Annotated in this window: 19 protein-coding genes; 15 read left to right on the forward strand and 4 right to left on the reverse strand. The window is 60.7% G+C overall.

All coding sequences use genetic code 11. The annotated features are described in order from the left end of the window. The first annotated feature begins 5 nt into the window (after positions 1–5). The 9 genes from K2Q04_RS06155 to K2Q04_RS06195 all read left to right on the forward strand — a co-directional run bounded on the left by K2Q04_RS06155 (position 6) and on the right by K2Q04_RS06195 (position 11,471). Positions 6–824 (forward strand): ABC transporter permease, encoded by an 819-nt coding sequence (locus K2Q04_RS06155; protein ID WP_291160692.1) that lies wholly within the window; start codon positions 6–8, stop codon positions 822–824. Then, complete coding sequence (locus K2Q04_RS06160; RefSeq protein WP_291160695.1) at positions 821–1,660, forward strand: ABC transporter ATP-binding protein; 840 nt, start codon at positions 821–823, stop codon at positions 1,658–1,660. The genes K2Q04_RS06155 and K2Q04_RS06160 overlap by 4 nt, the downstream gene beginning before the upstream one ends. Positions 1,661–1,771: 111 nt before the next feature. Continuing rightward, on the forward strand, positions 1,772–2,506 hold the full coding sequence (locus tag K2Q04_RS06165; protein WP_291160698.1) for an urea amidolyase associated protein UAAP1: 735 nt from the start codon (positions 1,772–1,774) through the stop codon (positions 2,504–2,506). Beyond that, the gene (locus K2Q04_RS06170; RefSeq protein WP_291160701.1) at positions 2,503–3,150 is read left to right on the forward strand and encodes an urea amidolyase associated protein UAAP2; all 648 of its coding nucleotides are present in this window, start codon (positions 2,503–2,505) and stop codon (positions 3,148–3,150) included. Before K2Q04_RS06165 ends, K2Q04_RS06170 begins: the two co-directional genes overlap by 4 nt. Before the next feature lie 5 nt (positions 3,151–3,155). Further along, positions 3,156–6,776: an urea carboxylase gene (gene uca, locus K2Q04_RS06175; protein ID WP_291160703.1), complete on the forward strand. Its 3,621-nt coding sequence runs from the start codon at positions 3,156–3,158 to the stop codon at positions 6,774–6,776. Beyond that, the gene (atzF, locus tag K2Q04_RS06180; RefSeq protein WP_291160706.1) at positions 6,773–8,560 is read left to right on the forward strand and encodes an allophanate hydrolase; all 1,788 of its coding nucleotides are present in this window, start codon (positions 6,773–6,775) and stop codon (positions 8,558–8,560) included. Before uca ends, atzF begins: the two co-directional genes overlap by 4 nt. Positions 8,561–8,740: 180 nt before the next feature. Next, entirely contained in the window at positions 8,741–9,562 is an 822-nt protein-coding gene (locus tag K2Q04_RS06185; protein ID WP_291160709.1) for a quinoprotein dehydrogenase-associated SoxYZ-like carrier, read from the forward strand. Between the two features lie 21 nt (positions 9,563–9,583). Continuing rightward, positions 9,584–10,888 carry a sulfite dehydrogenase gene (gene soxC / locus K2Q04_RS06190; RefSeq protein WP_291160712.1) on the forward strand — a complete coding sequence of 435 codons (1,305 nt, stop codon included), beginning with the start codon at positions 9,584–9,586 and terminating at the stop codon, positions 10,886–10,888. Continuing rightward, a complete protein-coding gene (locus K2Q04_RS06195) occupies positions 10,875–11,471 on the forward strand; it encodes a cytochrome c (RefSeq protein WP_291160715.1) in 597 nt (198 codons plus the stop codon). Before soxC ends, K2Q04_RS06195 begins: the two co-directional genes overlap by 14 nt. Before the next feature lie 13 nt (positions 11,472–11,484). Here K2Q04_RS06195 and K2Q04_RS06200 read toward each other — a convergent pair whose 3' ends face one another. Next, positions 11,485–12,867 (reverse strand): porin, encoded by a 1,383-nt coding sequence (locus K2Q04_RS06200; protein WP_291160717.1) that lies wholly within the window; start codon positions 12,865–12,867, stop codon positions 11,485–11,487. 460 nt (positions 12,868–13,327) lie between these two features. On the opposite strand from K2Q04_RS06200, the gene K2Q04_RS06205 reads away from it, so the two are divergent. The 6 genes from K2Q04_RS06205 (at position 13,328) to K2Q04_RS06230 (ending at position 20,880) form a co-directional block, all read left to right on the forward strand. Next, positions 13,328–13,717: a hypothetical protein gene (locus K2Q04_RS06205; RefSeq protein ID WP_291160719.1), complete on the forward strand. Its 390-nt coding sequence runs from the start codon at positions 13,328–13,330 to the stop codon at positions 13,715–13,717. 363 nt (positions 13,718–14,080) lie between these two features. Continuing rightward, positions 14,081–15,295: a saccharopine dehydrogenase family protein gene (locus K2Q04_RS06210; RefSeq protein ID WP_291160721.1), complete on the forward strand. Its 1,215-nt coding sequence runs from the start codon at positions 14,081–14,083 to the stop codon at positions 15,293–15,295. Then, a complete protein-coding gene (locus K2Q04_RS06215; RefSeq protein ID WP_291160724.1) occupies positions 15,295–15,732 on the forward strand; it encodes a hypothetical protein in 438 nt (145 codons plus the stop codon). The genes K2Q04_RS06210 and K2Q04_RS06215 overlap by 1 nt, the downstream gene beginning before the upstream one ends. 31 nt (positions 15,733–15,763) lie before the next feature. Next, a complete protein-coding gene (gene nspC / locus K2Q04_RS06220; RefSeq protein ID WP_291160727.1) occupies positions 15,764–16,933 on the forward strand; it encodes a carboxynorspermidine decarboxylase in 1,170 nt (389 codons plus the stop codon). Positions 16,934–17,008: 75 nt separating this feature from the next. Continuing rightward, positions 17,009–19,663: an aminopeptidase N gene (pepN, locus tag K2Q04_RS06225; protein ID WP_291160729.1), complete on the forward strand. Its 2,655-nt coding sequence runs from the start codon at positions 17,009–17,011 to the stop codon at positions 19,661–19,663. Between the two features lie 194 nt (positions 19,664–19,857). Then, positions 19,858–20,880 (forward strand): HAMP domain-containing sensor histidine kinase, encoded by a 1,023-nt coding sequence (locus K2Q04_RS06230; protein ID WP_291160732.1) that lies wholly within the window; start codon positions 19,858–19,860, stop codon positions 20,878–20,880. A gap of 43 nt (positions 20,881–20,923) precedes the next feature. On the opposite strand, the gene K2Q04_RS06235 is transcribed toward K2Q04_RS06230, so the two are convergent. Genes K2Q04_RS06235 through K2Q04_RS06245 form a run of 3 tightly spaced genes read right to left on the reverse strand, consistent with a single transcriptional unit; the run spans position 20,924 to position 22,598 of the window. Next, positions 20,924–21,436 (reverse strand): periplasmic heavy metal sensor, encoded by a 513-nt coding sequence (locus K2Q04_RS06235; RefSeq protein WP_291160735.1) that lies wholly within the window; start codon positions 21,434–21,436, stop codon positions 20,924–20,926. Beyond that, positions 21,433–21,945, reverse strand: coding sequence for a hypothetical protein (locus K2Q04_RS06240; protein ID WP_291160738.1), 513 nt, complete (start codon positions 21,943–21,945; stop codon positions 21,433–21,435). Before K2Q04_RS06240 ends, K2Q04_RS06235 begins: the two co-directional genes overlap by 4 nt. 20 nt (positions 21,946–21,965) lie before the next feature. After that, a complete protein-coding gene (locus K2Q04_RS06245) occupies positions 21,966–22,598 on the reverse strand; it encodes a sigma-70 family RNA polymerase sigma factor (RefSeq protein WP_291160741.1) in 633 nt (210 codons plus the stop codon). Positions 22,599–22,601: the final 3 nt, after the last annotated feature.

Here is a 22,601-nt window from a genome sequence, read left to right on the forward strand (position 1 = left end):
ACCGCATGCGCGCTATCAACTACCGGCCGGACAAGACTTGGCGCCTTGCCCTCGCCTTCCTGCCATTCGCATTACTGTTACTCACTTACATTATCGCTTCCGACATTCGACTGACCGAAAATCCAAACGACAAACTTCTTCCGTCGTTCGCCAAGATGGGCGAAACGATCGACGCTTACGCGATGAAGCCCGATACCCGCACGGGCGATTATCTGCTTTGGGCTGATACGTCGGCGAGTCTGACGCGGCTCATTGCCGGCCTTGCCATCTCGACGGCCATCGCCCTGGTTCTCGGCATCGTCGTCGGGTTGCTGCCGGTGATGAGCGCGACACTCGGGCCGGTCGTGGCGGTGTTATCGATGGTGCCGCCACTCGCGCTCCTTCCCATTCTCTTCATCGTCATGGGGCTCGGCGAAGCCTCGAAGATCACGCTGATCGTCGTCGGCACATCGTTGAAGCTCATTCGCGACATCGCGCTCAGGGTCGAAGACATTCCGCGCGAGCAGCTCATCAAGGCGCAGACGCTCGGCGCATCGACGCCGCAGATCGCGTTGCGCGTCGTGCTGCCGCAAATCCTGCCGCGACTGATCGATTCCGTTCGGCTGGAAATCGGTCCGGCGTGGCTCTTCCTGATTGCTGCCGAGGCGATCGCCGCCGATTCCGGCCTCGGCTACCGCATCTTCCTCGTTCGCCGCTATCTCTCGATGGATGTGATCCTGCCCTACGTCGCGTGGATCACGCTTCTGGCGTTCGTCATGGATCTTTCCCTGCGGCTGCTTCAACGCAAGTCGTTCCCGTGGTTTGCCGAAGCGAGAACAGCATGAACGCCATCGTCTTCGACAAGGTTTGGAAAGAATACGGCGATCACGTCGTCCTCGAGCAGATCAATCTCGAGATCGAGACGCGCTCGTTCGTGGCGCTGGTCGGCCCATCAGGATGCGGCAAGACAACATTCTTGCGCATGCTTCTCGGCGAGGAGCGGCCAACGCGCGGCAGCATTCTCGTCGATGGCGTGCCCCTCAAAGCGGAGCCCGATGCGGACCGCGGCGTCGTCTTCCAGCGCTACTCGGTATTTCCGCACCTGACAGTTCTCGGCAACGTCATCATCGGGCGGGAGTTCGAGATGGCCGGCGCGCTCGGCCGATTATTCGGTCGCGCGCGGAAACAGGCGGAAGACGATGCGCGCGAGCTTCTTGCCGCTGTCGGCCTCGCCGGCCAGGAAGCAAAATATCCGGCCGCGCTTTCGGGCGGTATGCAGCAACGTCTTGCACTGGCGCAGGCAATCATGCGGCGGCCGAAGGTGCTTTTGCTCGACGAGCCCTTCGGCGCGCTCGATCCCGGCATTCGGTCCGACATCCACGTTCTGATGCGGCGCATCTGGAATGAATCCTCGCTGACGGTCGTGATGGTCACTCACGACCTCAGTGAAGCTTTCGAACTCGGTACGCGGATCATCGCATTCGAGCGGCCGCGCAGCCGGCCCGAGGAACTCGAGCGATATGGCGTCCGGCTATCGGCCGACATTCCGACACCACCTCCGACAGCGCCTCTGCTGCCGAAGGGCGCGACGATCACCAAGGATATCGAGATCTGGCCGAAGAAAGTTGCAGGCAGCCCCGGCGTTCTAACGCGTCACGGGCACTCTGCTCCGCGCTCTTAGGTGTTCACGCTTTCCGCGAGGGACGACCCTCGGCGGCTTCTGACGAACCCGGGACGGCCCGGACTGGCGCGCCAGCGTCTTGCGAGGAACGCTTCTGCTTTGAGGTCAAAAATGGGCAACTTGGTCTACGGGGATACGCTGCCAGGAGGCAAACACTGGTCGCTGCTGCTGCGCCGAAACATGCGGCTGCGCCTGACTGATGTGGAGGGCGGTGCCAACATCGGGATGCTCTTCTACAATCCGCTGAATTTGCTCGAGCGCTACAACGCGCCCGACACGCTGAAATGTCAGCACACGTTCAAGCTCACCGCCGGTCATTGCCTCTACTCGGATATGGGTCGCATCTTTTGCTCGGTCGTGTCGGACACGTTCGGCTGGCACGATACGGTCTCCGGCAATACGACGAAGGCCATCGTCGCGCGGAAATGGGGCGAGAAGAACTATCAGAACGCACGCAACGACTGGCAGCAGAACGGCCACGACAGCTTCCTCGTCGAAGGAGCGAAGTATGGGCTGACGCGCCGCGATCTGGCGGCGAACGTCAACTGGTTCAGCAAGATCGCCGTCGCCTCCGATGGCGCGATGTCGCTCGATACCTCAGCAGCGAAGGCTAGAGCTCAGGTTGAACTGCGCTTCGAGATCGATACGCTCGTTCTCTTTCACACCTGTCCGCATCCCTTGAACCTCGCGAATGCGTATCCCCGGAAAGCAGTGCACTTCGAGATCTTCGAGGGGGCGCCGGCGGCGGCCGACGACCCCGCGCGGCTTTCCGCGCCCGAGAACGAGCGCGGTTTCGAGAACAACCGCATTTTCCTCGCCGGTTGCTGTGGAGACGCGCATCAATGATCAAAGAAAGCACGCTTCGCGAAGTCGACGCGATCTATCGCCGTATCGTTCCGGCCGGCGAATATTGGATGCACGTCGTCCACGAAGGCGAAACGCTTCGCCTCCTCGATCTCGAAGGCAATCAGGCGGCAGACACCCTGTTCTTCAACGCCGACGATCCAGCGGAACGCTACTCGGCGTCCGACACCATCCGGGAGCAAGGCAATATCTACCTGACCGCGGGATCGGTACTTCGTTCCGACATCTGCCGTCCGATGCTGACGATCACGGCCGATACGGTCGGCCGTCACGATACGCTCGGCGGCGCCTGCGCGACGGAGAGCAATACCGTTCGCTACGCGCTCGAGAAGAAATCGATGCACGCATGCCGCGACAGCTTCCTGCTCGCGATCGCCGAGAACGAGCAGTACGGCCTCTCGAAACGCGACATCGGACACAACATCAATTTCTTCATGAACGTGCCGGTGACGCCCGAAGGCGGGTTGACGTTCGAGGATGGTTTGTCGGCGCCGGGCAAATACGTCGAGATGACCGCGCACATGAACGTCATCGTGCTCATCTCGAACTGTCCGCAGCTCAACAATCCTTGCAACGCCTACAACCCCACGCCGATCGAAGTTCTCATCTGGGGTAAGGGGGCCTGACGTCCATGTTCCGCAAAGTCCTGATCGCCAACCGCGGCGCTATCGCCTGCCGTATCATCAGAACGCTCGACCGCATGGGGATCGCGAGCGTCGCGGTCTATTCCGAGGCCGATCGCCATTCGATGCATGTCATGCAGGCGGGCGAAGCCGTCGCCATTGGCCCATCGCCGGCAGCCGAGAGCTATCTCAAGTTCGACGCCATTCTCGACGCCGCGAAGATGACCGGCGCGGAAGCCATTCATCCGGGCTACGGCTTTCTGTCGGAAAATCCTGATTTCGCGGAGGCGTGCGAAGCGGCAGGCATCGTGTTCATCGGGCCGAAGGCAAAGCACATGCGAGCCTTCGGATTGAAGCACAAGGCGCGCGAGCTTGCGCTTCAGGCGAACGTGCCGTTGGCGCCGGGCTCCGGGCTCATCCGCGATGTCGAACATGCCAAGAGCGAAGCCCAGCGCATCGGCTATCCGGTGATGATCAAGAGCACGGCCGGCGGCGGCGGCATCGGGTTGCAGCTCGTGTCGACGGCGGAAGAAATCGCCCCGATGTTCGAGCGCGTCGAACGCCTCGCCCGCAACAACTTCAAGGACGCCGGTATCTTCATCGAGAAGTACGTGGCGCGCGGCCGCCACATCGAGGTGCAGATTTTCGGCGATGGTCGCGGCAACGTCGTCTCGCTCGGCGAACGCGATTGCTCGGCGCAGCGGCGGAACCAAAAGGTCATCGAGGAGACGCCTGCGCCAAATCTACCCGAGAAGACGCGCGCGGCGCTCTGGGAGACAGCGCGACGCCTCGGCCAGTCCGTCAATTACGAAAGCGCGGGCACCGTCGAATATCTCTACGACGCCGAGACGAACGAGTTCTATTTTCTCGAGGTCAATACGCGGCTTCAGGTGGAGCACGGCGTGACCGAAGAGGTCGTCGGCGCCGATCTCGTCGAATGGATGGTGCGGCAAGCGGCGGGAGAACTGCATCCGCTCGATCAATCCAAGATTTCGCCAACGGGCGCGTCGATCCAAGTCAGGCTTTATGCGGAAGATCCTGCGCGCGATTTCCGGCCAAGCTCCGGTCGGCTGACACATGTCTCCTGGCCGTCTGACGCGCGCATAGAAACATGGGCGCAAAGCGGATCGGAGGTTTCGCCCTACTACGATCCGATGATCGCAAAGATCATCGTCAAGGGATCGACACGCGACGACGCGCTGGCGCGACTTCGATCGGCGCTCGATCAAACGCGCATCGGCGGTCTCGAAACCAATCTCGATTATCTGCGCCAGCTCGCGGGCTCCAGCGTCTTCGCGAAAGCCGAAATGCTGACGCGGACACTGCAGACGTTCACTTATAAGGCTGACACGATCGAAGTTCTGTCGCCGGGCACGCAGACGACGATCCAGGATTGGCCGGGACGCGTCGGCTACTGGGCGGTCGGCGTGCCGCCATCAGGACCGATGGATGCGCTGTCGTTTCGCCTCGCCAATCGCATCGTCGGCAACGACGAAGGCGCTGCCGGGATCGAGACGACGCTCGCGGGGCCTTCCCTCAAGTTCAACACCGACGCCGTGATCTGTCTAGCGGGAGCGGAGCTGACGGCGACGCTCGACGGCGCGGCTGTCGACTACTGGCAGGCTATCCAGATCCGGGCCGGACAGGTGCTCAAGATCGGCGGCGTCAAGGGTCCGGGCGTGCGCGCCTACATCGCCGTTCGCGGCGGCATCGATGTTCCGTCTTATCTCGGAAGCAAATCGACATTCACGCTCGGCAAGTTCGGCGGGCACGGCGGCCGCGTGTTGATGACGGGCGACGTGCTTCACATCGGCCGCGACGCGACGAGCTTTCCTTCGGCACGTCTTCCGGCGGAACTCAAGCCTCGCCTCGTCCATACCTGGGATATCGGCGTTCTCTACGGTCCACATGGCGCGCCGGATTTCTTTGCGCCGGAATACATCGATACGTTCTTCTCGAGCGATTGGGAGGTTCATTACAATTCCAATCCGACCGGCATTCGGTTGATCGGGCCGAAGCCCGTCTGGGCACGCACCGATGGTGGCGAAGCCGGGCTTCATCCGAGCAATATTCACGACAACGCCTATGCCATCGGTACGATCGATTTCACCGGCGACATGCCCGTCATTCTCGGCCCCGACGGTCCGTCGCTCGGCGGCTTCGTGTGTCCGGCGACCATCGTGCAAGCCGAGCTTTGGAAGATGGGCCAGCTTCGGCCGGGCGACAAAGTCCGCTTCACGCGCCTCTCTCCTGCGGAGGCGGCTGCGCGTCTTGCCAAGCAGAACGCAGAGATCGCATCGCTCAAGTCTATCGCCGCGCCGTCGTTTCCGCATGCGAAGTGGGGAGCGGATGATTGCATCGTCGGCGGCCGCGAAGCGTCCGGCGACAAGCCGCGCGTCGTTTATCGCCGCGCGGGCGATGCTTACATGCTCGTCGAGTACGGCCCGATCATCCTCGATTTCACGTTACGTTTCCGCGCGCACGCTCTGATGACCGCTCTCGAACAGCGAAAGCTCAGCGGCATTCTCGACCTGACGCCGGGCATCCGGTCCTTGCAGGTCCATTACGACAGCACGGTTCTGCCGCTCGAAGATCTGCTCGCCGAACTTTCGCGCATCGAAGATACGCTCGGCGACCTGAGCGACATCGAGGTGCCGTCGCGCATCGTGCATCTGCCGCTGTCGTGGAACGACCCCGCGGTGCAGAAGACGATCGACAAATATATCCAGGGCGTTCGACCAGACGCGCCGTGGTGTCCTTCCAACATCGAGTTCATTCGGCGCATCAACGGGCTCGAGTCCATCGAGGACGTGTTGCGGATCGTTTTCGACGCGACGTACGTCGTCCTCGGACTCGGCGATGTGTATCTCGGCGCGCCGGTCGCGACGCCGATCGATCCTCGTCATCGTCTCGTCACGACGAAATACAATCCGGCGCGAACGTGGACACCCGACAACGTCGTCGGCATCGGCGGCGCTTACATGTGCATCTACGGCATGGAGGGTCCCGGCGGCTATCAGCTCTTCGGGCGGACGTGCCAAGTCTGGAACACGTATCGCACCACGGAAGCGTTTGAAGCCGGGTCGCCGTGGCTTTTGCGGTTCTTCGATCAGATCCGTTTCTATCCAGTCTCGAGCGAAGAGCTGGTGAAGTTCCGTGACGGCTTTCTCGAAGGGCAGGCAAGCGTCAAAGTCGAAGAGACAACGTTTCGTCTCAGGGATTATCAGGCTTTTGTTACCGAGAACGCCCAATCGATCAGCGCCTTCAAGTCGCGTCAGCAGGCCGCCTTCGAGGCTGAGCGGGCGCGCTGGCAGCAGGTCGATCAGGAAGGTGCCGCTGGCGCATCCGACGGCGGTATCGAAGAGGATGGAGCCGCCGCGCTGCCGCCAGGGGCCACGGCCGTCGAGAGCCCGGTTCCCGGCAGTGTCTGGAAGGTTCTCGTCGAGCCCGGAACACCCGTCGCCGAGGGCGAGACGCTGATAATCGTTGAATCGATGAAAATGGAAATGGCCGTGCCGGCTCCGCAAAGCGGGGTCGTTCACGAAGTACGCTGCGTCGAAGGGCGGCCTGTGGCCCTTGGCCAGGCTCTCGTTATCTTAAGAGAGCCACATGCGGAGGCGACGGCGTGACCCTATCGCTCGACATTGCAAATCTCGCCGCCCTCTACGCGCGGGGGGAAACGACACCCGAAGCAACGGTCGAAGAGGTCTTCGCGCGCATCGGAGCCAAGGGCGTTGCGCCCGACTGGATTGCGCTTCGCGATAAGGCGAACGTTCTCGATAGCCTTCGCCGCGCGCCGCACGGGCCCCTTTACGGCATTCCATTTGCCGTCAAGGACAACATCGATGTCGCCGGTATGCCGACGACATGTGCCTGTCCGGCTTTCGCCTATGTGCCCGTGCGTTCGGCGACCGTCGTCGAACGGCTTGAAGCGGCAGGCGCCATCCTGATCGGCAAAACGAACCTCGACCAGTTTGCGACCGGGCTTAACGGCACGCGCTCGCCATATGGCATTCCGGCGAGCGTCTTCAATACGGACTACATTTCCGGCGGCTCGAGTTCGGGTTCGGCCGTCGTCGTGGCCGCGGGTCTTGTTTCGTTTTCTCTCGGGACGGACACTGCGGGATCGGGCCGCGTTCCGGCGGCCTTCAACAACATCGTGGGTCTGAAGCCGACTAAAGGCATCATCTCTACGCGTGGCGTCGTACCCGCATGCAAGAGCCAAGACGCCGTTTCGATTTTTGCGCTGACTGTTGCGGACGCCGCGAAGGTTGCGGAGGCAGCCGTCGCCTTCGACAAGGACGACTGTTTCGCGCGGGCCGACGCGCCACCATTCGCCGTCGAGACGGCCGGACGTCCGCTGAGAATTGGCATTCCCAATGCGCCGCTCTCGTTCTTCGAGGACAGCGAATACCGCCGTCTCTATCATCACACGATCGATCGCCTCGCCGGGCTCGGCGCCGAGATCACTCCCTTCAACTTCGCGCCATTTCGCGACACGGCGGCGATGCTGTACGACGGTCCTTGGGTTGCCGAACGGCTATTTGCCGTCGACGACATGAACGATGACGATCTTCATCCCGTCGTTCGCGACATCATCCATAACGGCCGGAATAAATCCGCGCTCGCGACGTTCGAGAGCTTTTATCGTCTCGCAGAGTATCGCCGCGCTGCGGACGCCGAGTGGAACCGCATGGACGTGATGGTGCTGCCGACGGCGGGCACGACGTACAAAATCGCCGATATCCTGGCCGACCCAGTTCGCCTCAATTCGAACCTCGGCGCGTATACGAATTTCGTCAATCTTCTCGACCTCTCGGCTCTCGCCGTTCCGGCGGGCTTTCGCGAGGACGGCATCCCGTTCGGCGTGACACTGATCGGACGAGCGTTCGCCGACGGACAACTCGCGGCGATCGGTGACACTCTTCACCGCACGCTCGATGGTGCGAAGCTTGGCGCGACGCAGGCCGCATTATCCGATGCCGCGCCGGTCACCCCGCAGCCCGCCACGAAGAAGAAAACGGTCGAGGTCGCAGTGGTCGGCGCGCATCTCAGAGGCCAGCCGCTCAACAGTCAGCTCACAGAGCGCGACGCCATTTACCGGGAGACGGCGCGCACGGCGGCGGGATACCGGCTTTATGCCTTGCCCGGAACGACCCCGCCAAAGCCGGGCCTCGTTTTCGAAGGCACGGGGCCCGGTGCGATCGAAGTCGAAATCTGGGAAATGGACGAGGCCGCGTTCGGGTCGTTCGTGGCGCTCATACCGGCCCCGCTCGGGATCGGGACGCTTCTGCTCGAAGGCGGCCGACAGGTGAAAGGCTTCCTTTGCGAAAGCCATGCCGTTCGGGGCGCCGAGGACATTACGGAGTTCGGGGGCTGGCGCGCGTGGCTCGGCCGGTCGGCCGTCGCCTGATCCGGCGCGGGTCAAGATGAAATAAAATGCTGCGAATACCGTGTTTTAGACCACCGTCCGCCGGCGCGCGGCCGCGCCTTGGGAAATAGATGACTGCGTTACGATATTAATGTAGTCTTTTATTCTAGATTTAGCGTCCCGGACGCATGAGATCGCCCTAAAGCGACGAGCGAGGAAACGATGCGCAACAGAATATTCCGCTCCACGATTGTTGCCGGATTGACGGCGGTCCTGGGGATGATCGCGGCCCAGTCGGGCGCGCGGGCCGACGACACGGCTGTCATCTGGGACAGCATCCGGACAGATCTCTTCGGAACGCGCGAGGTTGCTGACGGTGCCGGAAAAGTGGCGCTCGAAGCACCGTACCGGGCCGAAGACGCCTCTACGGTTCCTCTCACCGTTCGCCTTCCGGCTGAATTCGCCAAGGACGTGAAATCCCTGACGCTCGTCATCGACAAGAACCCTTCCCCCGTCGTCGCTACGTTCACGTACGGCGATGCGGCTGGCAATGGCGAACGCGTTCTAGCCACGCGCGTCCGCATCGACCAGTATTCGAATGTTCGCGCGATCGCCGAGACGAACGACGGCAAACTCTTCATGACGATCAAGTTCGTGAAGGCGTCGGGCGGCTGCTCGGCTCCGGCCGGCAAGGACCCGGAAGAAGCGGCGAAGACCATGGGCAAGATGAAGGTGATGACCGCCTTCAAGGACCCGCAAAACGCGACTGCGCAAGAAGCTCAGGTGATGATCCGTCATCCCAACAATTCCGGCTTGCAGATGGATCAGGTGACCGGCCTCTATATCCCGACGCATTTCGTGGACAAGGTGGCCGTGAAGACTGGCGGCAAAACTGTCTTCACGATGACGGGCGGCATCTCGATCAGCGAGAACCCGAACTTCCGTTTCACCTATCAGGGCAATCCGTCCGATGTGATGAGCGTCGATGCCGAGGATTCGCAAGGCAACGCGTTCAAGGGCAATTCAACTCCGAGCCAATCCTGACGTTGTTTGCGGAACGGCCTCGTGGCCCGCAAGCTTGCAAGTGAAGATCTAACTCCGGTTGCCGGCGGCGGGCTTTTGCATCGCCGCCTTTTTCTCAAGGCGGGACTGGTTCTCGCGACGGCCCAGACGGCAACATCGCTCAGGGCGGAAGAAGTTGCAGCCACGACGCCCAGGGCGAAGCCTGAAGATCCGGCTGATCCCTCCTGGATCCACAAACCCGGACTTCCGTTCACTGGCTACGGCACGCCGTCAAAATACGAGAAGCACGTCGTTCGCAACATCGGCGGCAACCGCACGCCTCAGGGCGACGGCGTTTCGTGGACGCCTCTCGAAGAGCTCGAAGGCATCGTCACGCCGAGCGGCCTCCACTTCGAGCGCCATCACGACGGTGTGCCGGACATCGATCCGGCCGTGCACAGGCTCGTCATTCACGGTCTCGTGCAGCGGCCGCTGGAATTTACCGTCGCGAACCTGCTTCGATATCCCATGCGCTCCCGCTTCCTCTTCATCGAGTGTGGCGGGAACAGCAACGCCGGGTGGCACGAGGAACCGATCCAACGTCCCGCCGGGTCTTTTCACGGGCTCGTTTCGTGTTCGGAATGGACCGGCGTGCCGCTCTCCCTTCTGCTCGACGAGGCGGGCGTCGATCCGAAGGCCTCGTGGGTGATCGCCGAGGGCGCCGATGCCGGGCTGCTCAACGTCAGCCTGCCGCTTTCGAAGCTGATGGATGATGCGATGGTCGGCCTCTATCAGAACGGCGAACGCGTGCGGCCCGAGAACGGCTATCCGTTACGGCTAATCGTGCCGGGCTGGGAAGGCATCACCAACGTCAAATGGCTGCGCCGCCTGCACGTCACCGATGCGCCCGCGATGACGCGCAATGAAACGGCGAAATACACCGAGCTTCTGCCGTCCGGCAAAGCGCGCATGTTCACCTTCGTGATGGATGCCAAATCGCTGATCACGTCGCCTTCGCCGGGGCAAAAGATGCACGGGGCGAATGTCTATGAAATTCGCGGGCTCGCGTGGAGCGGCCGCGGAAAGATCAGCAAGGTGGAGGTTTCGGCGGACGGCGGCAAATCGTGGGCCGAGGCAGAGTTGCAGGACCCTGTCATGTCCCAATGCTTCACGCGGTTTCGTTCTCCGTGGGCTTGGGACGGCAAGGCTGCGCTGCTCAAAAGCCGCGCGACGGACGAAACCGGCTACGTCCAACCCGAGCGCGACGTGTTGATCAAAGAGCGCGGGCGCGAAGGGTACTTTCATTACAACGCCATTGTCTGCTGGGCCGTCGATGAAGATGGTACGATCAGCCATGTCTATGCTTAGGTGCGTTGCGGCCCTGATGATTGCGGTTTCGGTCGCGTCATTGGCGGTCGCGGAAGAGGACACTCGCGTCAAAGGCCACATTGATGGCGCTCACGGCTCCGCTGCCGTGGAGCCGGCCGCGAGCGCAAACATGCGCCTCGGCACGCCATTAACCTCCGACGATATCGCCAAGTGGGATCGCACGATCTTCCCCGATGGCCGCGGGCTGCCGCCGGGGCGCGGCTCGGCGAAAGAGGGCCGCGTCATCTACGAACAGAAATGCGCGCGTTGTCATGGCGAGCACGGCGAAGGCGGCACGTCGGAAGAACTCGTCAGCGGGCCAACGCCGCCCTCGCCCGATAATCCGAGCAAAGCGATCGGTTCTTATTGGCCGTATGCGACGACGATCTTCGATTTCGTTCGCCGCAGCATGCCGCCTGCGGCTCCGGGTTCACTATCCGCGGATGAGACCTACGCCGTCACGGCCTACCTGCTCGCCGCGAATGCGATCATTCCGGAGAGCGCAGAGATGAATGCGGAAACGCTCGCCGCGGTGCGGATGCCGAACCGCGACGGCTTCATCTGGATCGACGTAAAAAAGTAAGTTTGCGCCGCTTTCAGAAATTGATCTTCGCGCCAAAGATGCCCGCCTGGAAGGAATCGAGCGAGGTTTTCCCCACGGGAGCGCCACCACCCGCAGCCGTCACGCTGTTGCCGAAGATGTCTCCATCGGCGTGCTCGTAAACTGCATAAAGGGTCAAGTCAGCAGCGTCGACAAACTGAATGATGCCGCCCTGCCAGAAATTGATGCTCGAGGAAACCGTCTTACCCGGATTGGAACCCGCATCGTCATGACGGTACTCGCCAAAAATGTTCGTTTTGCCGAGCGAAATCCACTTCTGTTCGATACCGGGCTGGATGAACCACACATTGCTAACAGGCTCTATAAGCTGCGGCTCTGTGGTCGGGTTCCCGGTAGCAATGTGTTGCGTACCCCAGCCGCCGAATACGAATAGTCCGGTCGGCTTGTGCATGATCGTGGTGGCGGCGCCGCCCCAGTCGCATCGAAAGTTCGGCAATGATGCCGTCGTCGTGCTCGAAGATATGCAGGCCGTTCCTCCGGCGACGTAGGTGCTCGGGGTGCCGCTGAACTGGGTGCCGGGATTATTGCTTTGGCCATAACCGCCACGGGCGAGAACACTGAAATCGCCGATATCGTTTTTGTACTGGAGTGCGACATCCCATAAAGTGGCTTCGCCCCAAGCAGCAGCGGCCGAAAAGCCTTCATAAGTCGGCGAGTCGTAGCGAACGACATTGCGACGGCCGCTATCGCCAGGCGTCGAATTATTGAAGCCTCGCAAGGCGTCGGTCCATCTGAGCGCAGGCGAGCCAATGGGGAGCCCATTGGCCCTCAGTTGAAACTGCGACAGGTAGATCGCGGCGCCCTCCGCGTCGTTGACGTTACGTGTCAAAGTGAAATCGGCATCGTCGAGAAGGTGGTAAGTTGCGGTGCCGTTTTGGCCGACGGCGGCCTGTCCCCATTCCTTACTCTTGACGTACCAATAGCTTTTGCGGACCAAAAGCTGATTGTCCTGGTTATTCGGATTGCTGCTCGATGAACTCGGAGAATTCTGATTCCACTGATTTGACGGATGGCCCTGCACGCCGATCTCAAGCAGGTAACCCGCCGACACGTCAGACGTGATCTTTGCCTCGCCGACGAACCGGAAGCGCGACTGCTCGACGGAGTTCGTGCCGACGTAGGCGTTATGCTCCGTGCCATCATCCCAAACGATGAGATTCTCGTTGACCCAGCCCGAAACCGTCAGACTGACTTTGCGGTTGCCCTTGCGCGCGGTGGTCGCTTCCAATTCGGCGATACGCTCCTCGAGGTCAGCGCAGCAATTTCCGCCTAGATCAGCAGCAGCCGCTGGCGACATGAGAGCCAGTGCGATCGCAATGCCGCCGAAGCCGCTTTCAAACGCACGAGATATTCTCATGAATGCCACCCCCTCGCGGAATCATCTGCATGCCGATCATATGTGCGCGGCGCGACTGGCCAACGTTGAACGGACCGCAATTACCGGAAGATGATTGGGTGTGACTCAAAAGACATTATTCAGAGCCGTAGAATTATTCGCCGCGGCGCAACTTGAAGCCGTTGATGCATTTTGACTTGAGCCGGAGACATTCAGTTGTTTCCATCGCAATTCGGCTCACGTGGCGGTTCATATTCCGCGTGCATCGTGGAGAAAATTGCAATTTGAGCCTTTAGCGGATCAAAAATTCGTAAGGCTCTGCCGTCGCATATTGTAAGGCTGGAGGCGCCTCCGAATATCATAATATGCAGAGTGGCGACGTCCCGAGACCGGGCCTGGCACAGGACGCCACTATCAAGACTGCTGACAGGCTTGGGACGAACGTCCCGCCAGTCGCAACTCCCAATCAAGGACGAAAGCCATGACAATATCACGAGTGTCGGCCACCGCCGCTGCCGTGATGGCGGCAGGTATGGTGATGGCAACAAGCGCGTTCGCGGCGGATCCGGGAACGCCTGCCTCGGTAATCGCAATGAACCAGAAGCCGAAGGGCGAATCCGTTTCGATTACCTATGCCTTTGCCCCCGCAGACGGCACTTTGGCGATTTTCTCGGTCGATCCGGCAGGACACGCATCCGCGCAACCCCTCGGCTCAGCTGCGCTAACGCGTGGAGATCATCGCGACGTGAAAATCAAACTCAACGAAGAGTTGAAGCCGGGAACAACGCTTTGGGCAGTCGCGCGAAGCAAGGACGGCAAACCTTTCCGGAATGTCGACGGCCCCGCTGAACAGACCTTCAATATCCTCTAGCCGTCGTGAAGTTCCCCGGCGCGATCGCTCCCGCGCCGGGACTCTGCCAGGGATCGTTGCAGAATGGTGGCACGTTCGCCGGCGAAAGCCCGCTCCCGCGGCAGTAATCGAATGATACCGAAACACGCGTGCCACTCGGACATATCAGACAGGCCTTTTGGCGAAAATCGTGAAAAAATCGTCTCCTGGACTGTCACAATCCGGCTTTGTGACGGTTTCCGCCTGGAGTTCCATCGAGATAACCGGCTGCATTGATCGCGGAGTATTGAATTAATGCCCCGCGTGCCCTATTTCGGGCCCCCAGCGCAACTTTACGCGCTTGCTGGAGCCGGAGAGACCGGCCTTTCAACATCGGAGCGTTCGTTGGACAACGTACTTATCATCGGGGCAGGCGCTGCAGGCTCGGTCGTCGCGAAGAAATGCGCGATGAACCGCGATGTTTTCAAAAAGATCCATCTTGCTTCGCGCCGCATCGAAAGCTGCAAGAAGGTCCAGGCCGAATGCAAAACGCCGATCGAGATTTCACAACTCGACGCGGACAACGTCGCCGATACGGTCGCGCTGCTGAACAAGGTCAAACCTGACCTCGTCATCAACATGGCGCTCCCCTACCAGGATCTCGCGATCATGGACGCGTGCCTCGAGGCCGGCGTCAACTACATGGACACCGCGAACTACGAGCCCCGCGACGAAGCCAAGTTCACCTACAAATACCAATGGCCGTATAACGATAAATTCAAAGCCAAGGGCCTCATGGCCGTCCTCGGCTGCGGTTTCGATCCGGGCGTGACGAACATCTTCTGCGCCTACGCGCAGGAGAATCTGTACGATGAGATCCACACGATCGACATCATCGATTGCAACGCGGGCAGCCACGGCAAGGCATTCGCCACGAACTTCAATCCGGAGATCAACCTTCGGGAAGTGACGCAGCGTGGCAAGTATTGGAAAAACGGCGAATGGATCGAGATCGATCCGCTGTCGATCTCGACGATGATCGACTATCCGGAAGTCGGACCCGTCAAGTCCTACCTCATCTACCATGAGGAGGAAGAGAGCCTCGTCGAGAACATCAAGGGTCTGAAAGAGATCCGCTTCTGGATGACGTTCTCGGACAATTACATCAAGCACCTCGAAGTGCTTCAGAACGTCGGCATGACGCGCATCGACCCCGTCATGTACAAGGGCACGCCCGTCATTCCGATGGAGTTCCTGAAATCCGTTCTTCCGGAGCCGTCCTCGCTTGCCGAAAATTACACCGGCAAAACGTCCATTGGCGTCGTCCTCAAGGGCGAGAAGAAGGGCAAGAAGAAGCGGTACATGATCTGGAACGTATGCGACCACGCCGAGACCAACAAAGAGGTCGGCGCGCAGGCGGTTTCCTACACGACCGGCGTGCCCGCGGTCACCGGCGCGATCATGATGTTCAAGGGCATCTGGAAGGGCAAAGGCGTGTTCAACGTCGAGCAGCTGCCGCCCGAGCCGTTCCTCGAAGAGCTCGCCGAGCAGGGTCTGCCCTGGCAAGTGAAGGAAATCGAGAAGTCCGATCAGAAGAAGCTTTTCTCGGTCGATACCTGATGAGCGAAGCCGATATCCTTTCGATCCGCAACGAGCTGACGGGCCTCGTGGTCTCCGTCGTCTCGGTGAGCTTCGGGATGATTTCGGCCTATATCGCGGGACTTTGGCTCTTCCTTCGGGAGGCGCCAATCTCGCTTCGCCTGCTCGCCTTTACCTTGTTGTCGTGCGGCCTCGCTTTCATGGGTGCGCTGACATGGGGCCTGAATGACCTGCTCGTCGGAACCGACCGCGCATGGGCAAAGCTCATCAGCCCGGCGAGCGATATTCCGGGCTTCGGCAACGCACGGCCGCCCTGGCTCCATGGTTTGACGCTTTACGAAGCTGCGGCATTACTTGGAAGTTTTGCATTCGGGGCCATTTATATCTCGCTCGCCTATCTGACCTTCGTTTACAGATGGCCGGGCTCGACAGCGGGACCGGTGCGCGTCTCGCAGTAACAGCTTTCACTAACTTCACCGGTGACCCGAATTGTCCGATCTCTCCAAATTGAAATTGCCGGCCTTCGACTGGGCTCAGTCGATTGCGACGCCCTCGTACGTTCTCGACGTCGCGGCGCTGAAGCGCAATCTCGCTCGTGCAGCTGAGATCAAGCGCGAAACAGGATGCAAAATTCTTCTCGCGACGAAAGCGTTCGCGCTTCCGGCCGCGTTTCCGCTGATGCGCGACGTTCTCGACGGCACAACCGCGAGTGGCGAATACGAGGCGCGACTCGGCCACGACGAGTTCGGCAAGGAAGTGCACGTCTACTCTCCCGCCTATGCGACCGGCGAAGTCGAGCGCCTGACGAAGCTCGCTCAGCACATCTATTTCAATTCGCCCGAGCAGATTGCGAAGAATCTTTCCGTCGTCAGGTCGCATCCCGGCGTCAAGATCGGCATCCGGATCAATCCCGGCTATTCCAACGCAACGCTCGGCGGAGCGCTTTACGATCCGTGCGCGCCCAACTCACGTTTCGGTGCGACGCCCGATACGCTCAATCGCGTCCCTTGGGACGAAGTGGACATTCTGCACACGCACGCCCTCTGTGAGTCCGGCGATGAAGGATCCGTTGGGCTCATCGAGCATGTCGGACGCGTGTTCGGAGATTACGTGCGCCGCGTGAAGACCGTCAATTTCGGCGGCGGTCATTTCATCAATAAGCCGGGCTACGATATCGGAAAGTTGATCGCCGCCATCAACGCGTTCAAAACCGCGTTCAACGTCGACGTCGTCCTGGAGCCGGGTGCCGGTCTTGTCGTCAATACGGGCTATCTGGTCGGGAGCGTTCTCGATATTCACCACAACGGCAAGGACATCGCCATTCTCGATGCCTCGGCTTCGACGCACATGCCCGACGTTCTCGAGGTACCCTACACTCCGGAAGTGATCGGCGCCGCTCCGCCTGGCGAAAAGCCGCATTCCTACATCCTTGGCGGGAAGACCTGCATGACCGGCGATATCATCGGTGAATATTCCTTCGATCGGCCGCTGAAAACGGGAGATCGCGTGATTTTTACGGATATGATGCAATATTCGTTCGTCAAGAATAACACCTTCAATGGCGTGCCTTTGCCCGATCTTGCCGTTCTTGACGAAGATGGCACCACGCGGACGCTTCGGTCATTTGGCTACGATGATTTCCGCCATCGCCTGGGGTAGAAGCGAAGAGGTGGCTGCGATGCGACTGAGCGCGCCGATCGAGAGCCGCCCAAGATAACCTTCACGGCGGGTATTATGAAATCAGAGAACCCCAAACCAGTCCTTCTTGCCGACTATCGCCCGCCGGAATTTCTGATCGACAGCGTCCACCTCGATATCGTGCTCGCGCCGTCAAAGACGCGCGTTACGTCGAAACTCACCGTTCGCCGCAATCCGGATTCGGAGACTACCGGCAAGGTTCCGTTGAAGCTCGACGGCGAGCTCCTCAAACTCGAAAGCATCGCCCTCGACGGCCGCACGCTCAAGCCGTCATCCTATCGTGTCGACGACACAAGCCTGACGATCCTGGCTCCGCCCAAAGAGCCGTTCACGCTCGAAATCGTGACGCTGGTCAATCCCAAGGGCAACACCGCGCTTCAGGGAATTTACCTTTCGCGCGGCGTCTACTGCTCGCAATGCGAGGCGCAAGGCTTCCGCCGGATCACGTATTTCCTCGACCGGCCCGACGTGCTGGCCGAATACACGGTGCGTCTCGAGGCAGATGTCGAAACGGCGCCGATACTTCTGGCGAACGGCAATCCGGTCGAGCGCGGCACGCTTTCGGGCGGCGAGCGCCACTATGCGGTCTGGCACGACCCGCACCCGAAGCCTTCCTATCTCTTCGCCATCGTCGGCGGCAGTCTTTCGCCCGTCGCGTCGACCTTCACGACGCAGTCGGGTCGCGAGGTCGATCTTCGGATTTATGTCGAGCGGGGCAAGGAATCGCGCGCTCACTGGGCCATGGAATCGCTGAAGCGCGCCATGCGTTGGGACGAGGTCAAGTTCGGTCGTGAATACGATCTCGACGTCTTCAACATCGTCGCCGTTTCAGATTTCAACATGGGGGCCATGGAGAACAAGGGCCTCAACATTTTCAACGATCGCCTGATCCTCGCGTCGCCGCAGACAGCGACGGACTCCAATTATGAATCGATCGAAAGCGTCGTCGCGCACGAATACTTCCACAACTGGACGGGCAACCGCATCACGTGCCGCGACTGGTTCCAGCTGTGCCTGAAAGAAGGCCTCACCGTCTACCGGGACCAGGAATTCTCAGCCGACCTGCGCAGCACGACCGTGCAGCGGATCTCCGACGTCCGGCAACTGAAGGCGCTGCAATTTCCCGAGGACCAGGGGCCGCTCGCGCATCCGGTCCGGCCCGAGAGCTATGTCGAGATCAATAACTTCTATACGCCCACGGTTTACGAGAAGGGCGCCGAAGTCGTCCGGATGATCCACACGATCGTCGGGGCTCAGAAATTCCGCGCGGGCATGGATCTCTATTTCGAGCGTCATGACGGACAGGCGGTAACGATTGAAGACTTCATCGCCTGCTTCGCGGATGTGAGCGGCGCAGACTTCACGCAGTTCCATCGCTGGTATTCGCAATCCGGGACGCCGGAGCTCGTGTGCGATCTCTCGTACGACCGGCGCAAGAAGTCCGCCGAGCTGACCGTCCATCAGGTGCTGAAGCCTTCGCCCGGCAAGGCGAAGAAGCAGCCGTACTTCATTCCGATCAGCATGGCTCTGCTCGGCGAGAACGGCCAAGAGATGGATCTCGAGGTCGAGGGCGGCATCAAGATCCGCGACGGCGTGATGGCTGTTTCCGAGCGGACGACAAGCTTCAAATTCAAAGGCGTCACCTCGCGGCCGGTTCCCTCGCTGCTCCGCGGGTTCTCGGCGCCCGTCACCGTCACGATGTCGATATCGGATCAGGATCTCGCGTTCCTGATGCATCATGACAGCGACCTGTTCAATCGCTGGCAGTCGAGCAATGCCTACGCGACACGCAGCATTATCGGGCTTCTCGACGCGAAACGGCCGAACGCCATGGTTGCAGCAAAATCCGCAAAGCTCGCTGACGCGCTGCGGTATGCGTTGCGCGATAACGAACTCGACGATTCCTATAAGGCTGAGTTGCTGAAGCTGCCGTCGGTCGCGGATGTTGCCCGGGAGAAGGCGAGCCGCGTCGATCACGCCGGGATCTTCGATGCGCATCGCCTGTTCAGCCGGACCGTCGGCGAAAAGCTGGCGGACGATCTCGAGTCCCTTTACGCGAACGCATCGCGCGACAAGAAGTTTTCACCCGACGCGAAGAATGCGGGCCGGCGAGCCTTGCGCAACGCGGCGCTGACGCTGTTGACGGCGCGCGGGAGCAGCGAAGACTTCGCCCGGGTCGAGGCCCATTATCGCAAAGCCTCGAACATGACGGATGCGTGCCATGCGCTGTTCCTGATTGCGGGCGTCGACGCGCCCGGCCGCCTCGAGATCATCGAGGACTTCTTCGAGCGCTGGAAAGACGATCATCTCGTCATCGACATGTGGTTTGCGGCGCAGGCGCAATCGCCTCGACCAACCGTGCTCGACGAAGTGAAGGCGCTCTGCCGGCATCCTCTCTTCAAGATCACGACGCCGAACAAGGTGCGCGCGCTCATCGGTACATATGCTTTGGGCAATCCGCTGCAATTCAATCGCGCGGACGGTGCGGGTTATGACTTTCTCGCAGACAAGGTGCTCGAGATCGATCAGCTCAATCCGCAAGTCGCGGCGCGTATGCTTGGCGCTTTCCGCAGTTACCGAGCGCTCGAGCCCGGCCGCAAAGTCCTAGCAAGAGCCGCATTGAAGCGTGTTGCCGCTGCTCCGATTTCGCGCGATTGCCACGAGATCGTCTCGCGGATGCTAGAGGACTAATTGAGCATTTCTGCCACAGCGGACTGCCGTTATGCTCGCGCTGCCGTCATCGCAACAAAATTGATTCCTTAGCGATTTTTTCTCCCTCGACGGTGAGTCGCAAATCGGCGAATGTCGAATCACGCCCACGGACATGATCGTCCACCGCCTTACGGGGTTGGGCACTTAGACAAAACTCAGCAAGGGAATTCGAGATGGCTCGGACTTGGTCCGTCCCTCAACGGGAAAGCTATGCCGGCTTCGGCGGCTCGCGGCGACTGTCAACGGACATCGCCAACGGGATCGGCTTCTCGCAACGCGGCCCCCTTTTGCTTGTCGCCGCGCTCCTGACGCTCGCCGGAGCGATCGTGCCGCAACTCGATGCGGATTCTCTCTCCACGCTACTGTTCGTGGTTGGCGCTGGACTTGCAGCGATGGTGGTCGCGCTTCCGGCACGGGGCGCTCGAAAGCCCGCACCGAGCTTCGCACAAGAGGCTCAGATGCCCTCGCAACCCTCCGCCTTCGACGCACGCACGCAGGCCCGTTTTCCGGAACTCTTCGGATCCGGCGAATCTCAATCCGCTCTTGATCGCGCCGCCTGGGCGAAGCTCACCGCGCATATGAGCCACGAGCTCAGGACGCCGCTCAATGCGGTTCTCGGCTTTTCCGAAATCATGACGAAAGAGGTCTTCGGCCCGCTCGGCTCCGGCTACGACACCTACGCCCGCGATATTCATGCGAGCGGTCGCATCCTGCTCAAAAGCGCCGAGGATGCGCTGGCCATCACGGCGTTGCTGACGGCTCCCGAATGCAAGGGCCGTCAGACGAGCCGGCTGGCGTCGGTCATCGATGAAGCGTGCGCCTTCGCGGCGCCGGATCTCGCCGCGCGATCTATCTCAATCGTCAGGAGCGCCGACGCCGGCTTCGATGTGCTCGGCGACCATCAGGCCATGCGTCAGTTGTTGATCAACCTCATCAGCGAAGCCGGTCGCAACGGGGCGGGGAATACGACGCTTCGGATCGAAACGAAATCGCTCGCCGGCGCGATAGACTTGTCGATCGCTATTCAGGCCGACCGGCGCGGCGTTACGGCTGACGAAGGTTTCGGGATGATTTTAGCGCGGACGCTCTGTGAGCTTTCGGGTGCCGAACTCGCCACCTCGGCGCGGGACGGCGAGCGCAAGTGGACGGTGCGGCTTCTGCCTGCCGCACAGCATGATCTTTTCTTGGCAGCCTGAATAATTACCGCTTGAGGTCAGCGAGCGTTTGCCAGACCTAATTCTACTTGGGCGGCTCCTCATCCTTGACTTGCCCGCCTCGCGTCTTCAGCACGTTTGGGCGGCGCTTCTCCCGCCAGGTCTGCAAAATTTTTCGCTCCTCGGGGCTAAGACTTGCAGCCGTCTCGGCAATAGCGTTGTTGATGGCCGTTTTATAGAGGTTTTCTTCCTCTCGCAGTTTCGCCAGCGCTTCGGAGAACTTCGCTTTGTCGAATGGCTCGACGGTCAAGAGCGCGTTGGCATCACTCCAGGATTTTCTCACGGTTGCGCGCAAGTCCTTCATCCCTTCCCGCGCACCTGTGATCTCATTACGGACCGCTGCCTGACGGCTTTCCGGAAGCTCCCTCACAAAGCCCAAGAGGCCAGGCTCGAAAGGTTTGGAGCTTTCTTCGTGGTGATGCCAAGCGGCAGCTGCGAACAGGCCGATGAACAAAAGGTTCAGCGCCAGCGAACCGATGAAGGCCGGATAGAGATATCGCGGCCGCGCTGGCGAGAGATGATTGACTTCAGCCGTCACAATAAATCCTCATCGAGAAGAACGTCGGCCTCGTCGGATTGAGCCATCCGGGTGTTGCTCGCGTTCCCACTGCCGCCGCCGAGAAGCACATCTGCGCTCGCGTTCAAAACATTCAGCTGACCTGCAAACACGCCAAGCACCAACGAGGCCGCAAGAGCGGTTGCCGCAAAGCCTTGACGGCGCGATCCCGGCCACGCCGTCCGGCGGTTCGCGGGTGCGGTGACGATGGCCGCGCCCCCGGCGACGATCCGAGGCTGGCGTTCGGCCGCGAAGGCTATCCGCTTACTCAAAGTATCGAGGCGGCTCTGATCATACTGGGGCGCCTTATCGAGAAGACGATCGAACGCCTCGGCGTCTTTCAGCATCTTCTGCGCATCGGCATTGCCAGCGATCAAACCTGACAAGGCGAGACGCAACGGCGCCGGCCATCGCGTACGGTCTGCACCATACGTGTCGAGCGCAGCCTCCAGCTTGTTGAGCCCCATGGGGCCTAGAGCATTACGTGACATCGTCCTGCCGTCTCCCGCATTCAGAGTTCGCCATCACTACGCAGCGACTCCCAATCCGATCTCAGTTCCGCCTTCAGCTGCCGCCGCGCCCGGCTCAGGAGCGACTCAATCGCTTCGTCGGATACTCCCATAACCTGGCCGATCTCGATCTGACTCAAACCCTCGAAGTGAAAGAGGGTTAGCGCCAACCGCTGCCGGTCCGGCAATTTCTGCATCGCCATTTCAACACGGCGCTGCGTATCCTGGCTCTCGAGCCCCGCCAGCTGTCGTGCCGGTTCCGGGACCTCGGGCAATTCATCAACAACTTTCACCCGGCTTTGACCGCGTACGCGATCGAGGCACAGGTTCGAAACCACACGGCGCAACCAGGGCCTGATGCCGGCCGGCCCGATTTCCAGCGTCCCGCTCGAGCGCCAAAGCCGCAAGAACGCCTCCTGCGCCACGTCCTCAGCCTCCGCGTCGTCCCGCAACATGCGGCGCGCCACGGCGACAATGCTGCCGAGGTGACGCCCCATGAGCAGCCGGAACGCGTCACCGTCGCCGTTGCCGACTGCGGCAACGAGCACAGCCTCGTCAGCCCGGCTCTCGGCTGCCGCCCGCGGAGCAGCTGGGCTGCCATCGGTCCTCGTCGCCGCCACTAATCCTCTCGACATGCT

Origin of the sequence: Hyphomicrobium sp. (genome assembly GCF_019753045.1) — a bacterium.
Classification (GTDB): domain Bacteria; phylum Pseudomonadota; class Alphaproteobacteria; order Rhizobiales; family Hyphomicrobiaceae; genus Hyphomicrobium_B.

What these genes read in the sequence shown, in the direction of transcription:
- K2Q04_RS06155 (WP_291160692.1), top strand. Translation starts at nt 6, where the DNA reads ATGCGCGCTATCAACTACCGGCCGGACAAGACTTGGCGCCTTGCCCTC.
- K2Q04_RS06160 (WP_291160695.1), top strand. Translation starts at nt 821, where the DNA reads ATGAACGCCATCGTCTTCGACAAGGTTTGGAAAGAATACGGCGATCAC.
- K2Q04_RS06165 (WP_291160698.1), top strand. Translation starts at nt 1,772, where the DNA reads ATGGGCAACTTGGTCTACGGGGATACGCTGCCAGGAGGCAAACACTGG.
- K2Q04_RS06170 (WP_291160701.1), top strand. Translation starts at nt 2,503, where the DNA reads ATGATCAAAGAAAGCACGCTTCGCGAAGTCGACGCGATCTATCGCCGT.
- uca (WP_291160703.1), top strand. Translation starts at nt 3,156, where the DNA reads ATGTTCCGCAAAGTCCTGATCGCCAACCGCGGCGCTATCGCCTGCCGT.
- K2Q04_RS06185 (WP_291160709.1), top strand. Translation starts at nt 8,741, where the DNA reads ATGCGCAACAGAATATTCCGCTCCACGATTGTTGCCGGATTGACGGCG.
- K2Q04_RS06195 (WP_291160715.1), top strand. Translation starts at nt 10,875, where the DNA reads ATGTCTATGCTTAGGTGCGTTGCGGCCCTGATGATTGCGGTTTCGGTC.
- K2Q04_RS06200 (WP_291160717.1), bottom strand. Translation starts at nt 12,867, where the DNA reads ATGAGAATATCTCGTGCGTTTGAAAGCGGCTTCGGCGGCATTGCGATC.
- K2Q04_RS06205 (WP_291160719.1), top strand. Translation starts at nt 13,328, where the DNA reads ATGACAATATCACGAGTGTCGGCCACCGCCGCTGCCGTGATGGCGGCA.
- K2Q04_RS06215 (WP_291160724.1), top strand. Translation starts at nt 15,295, where the DNA reads ATGAGCGAAGCCGATATCCTTTCGATCCGCAACGAGCTGACGGGCCTC.
- pepN (WP_291160729.1), top strand. Translation starts at nt 17,009, where the DNA reads ATGAAATCAGAGAACCCCAAACCAGTCCTTCTTGCCGACTATCGCCCG.
- K2Q04_RS06230 (WP_291160732.1), top strand. Translation starts at nt 19,858, where the DNA reads ATGGCTCGGACTTGGTCCGTCCCTCAACGGGAAAGCTATGCCGGCTTC.
- K2Q04_RS06240 (WP_291160738.1), bottom strand. Translation starts at nt 21,945, where the DNA reads ATGTCACGTAATGCTCTAGGCCCCATGGGGCTCAACAAGCTGGAGGCT.
- K2Q04_RS06245 (WP_291160741.1), bottom strand. Translation starts at nt 22,598, where the DNA reads ATGTCGAGAGGATTAGTGGCGGCGACGAGGACCGATGGCAGCCCAGCT.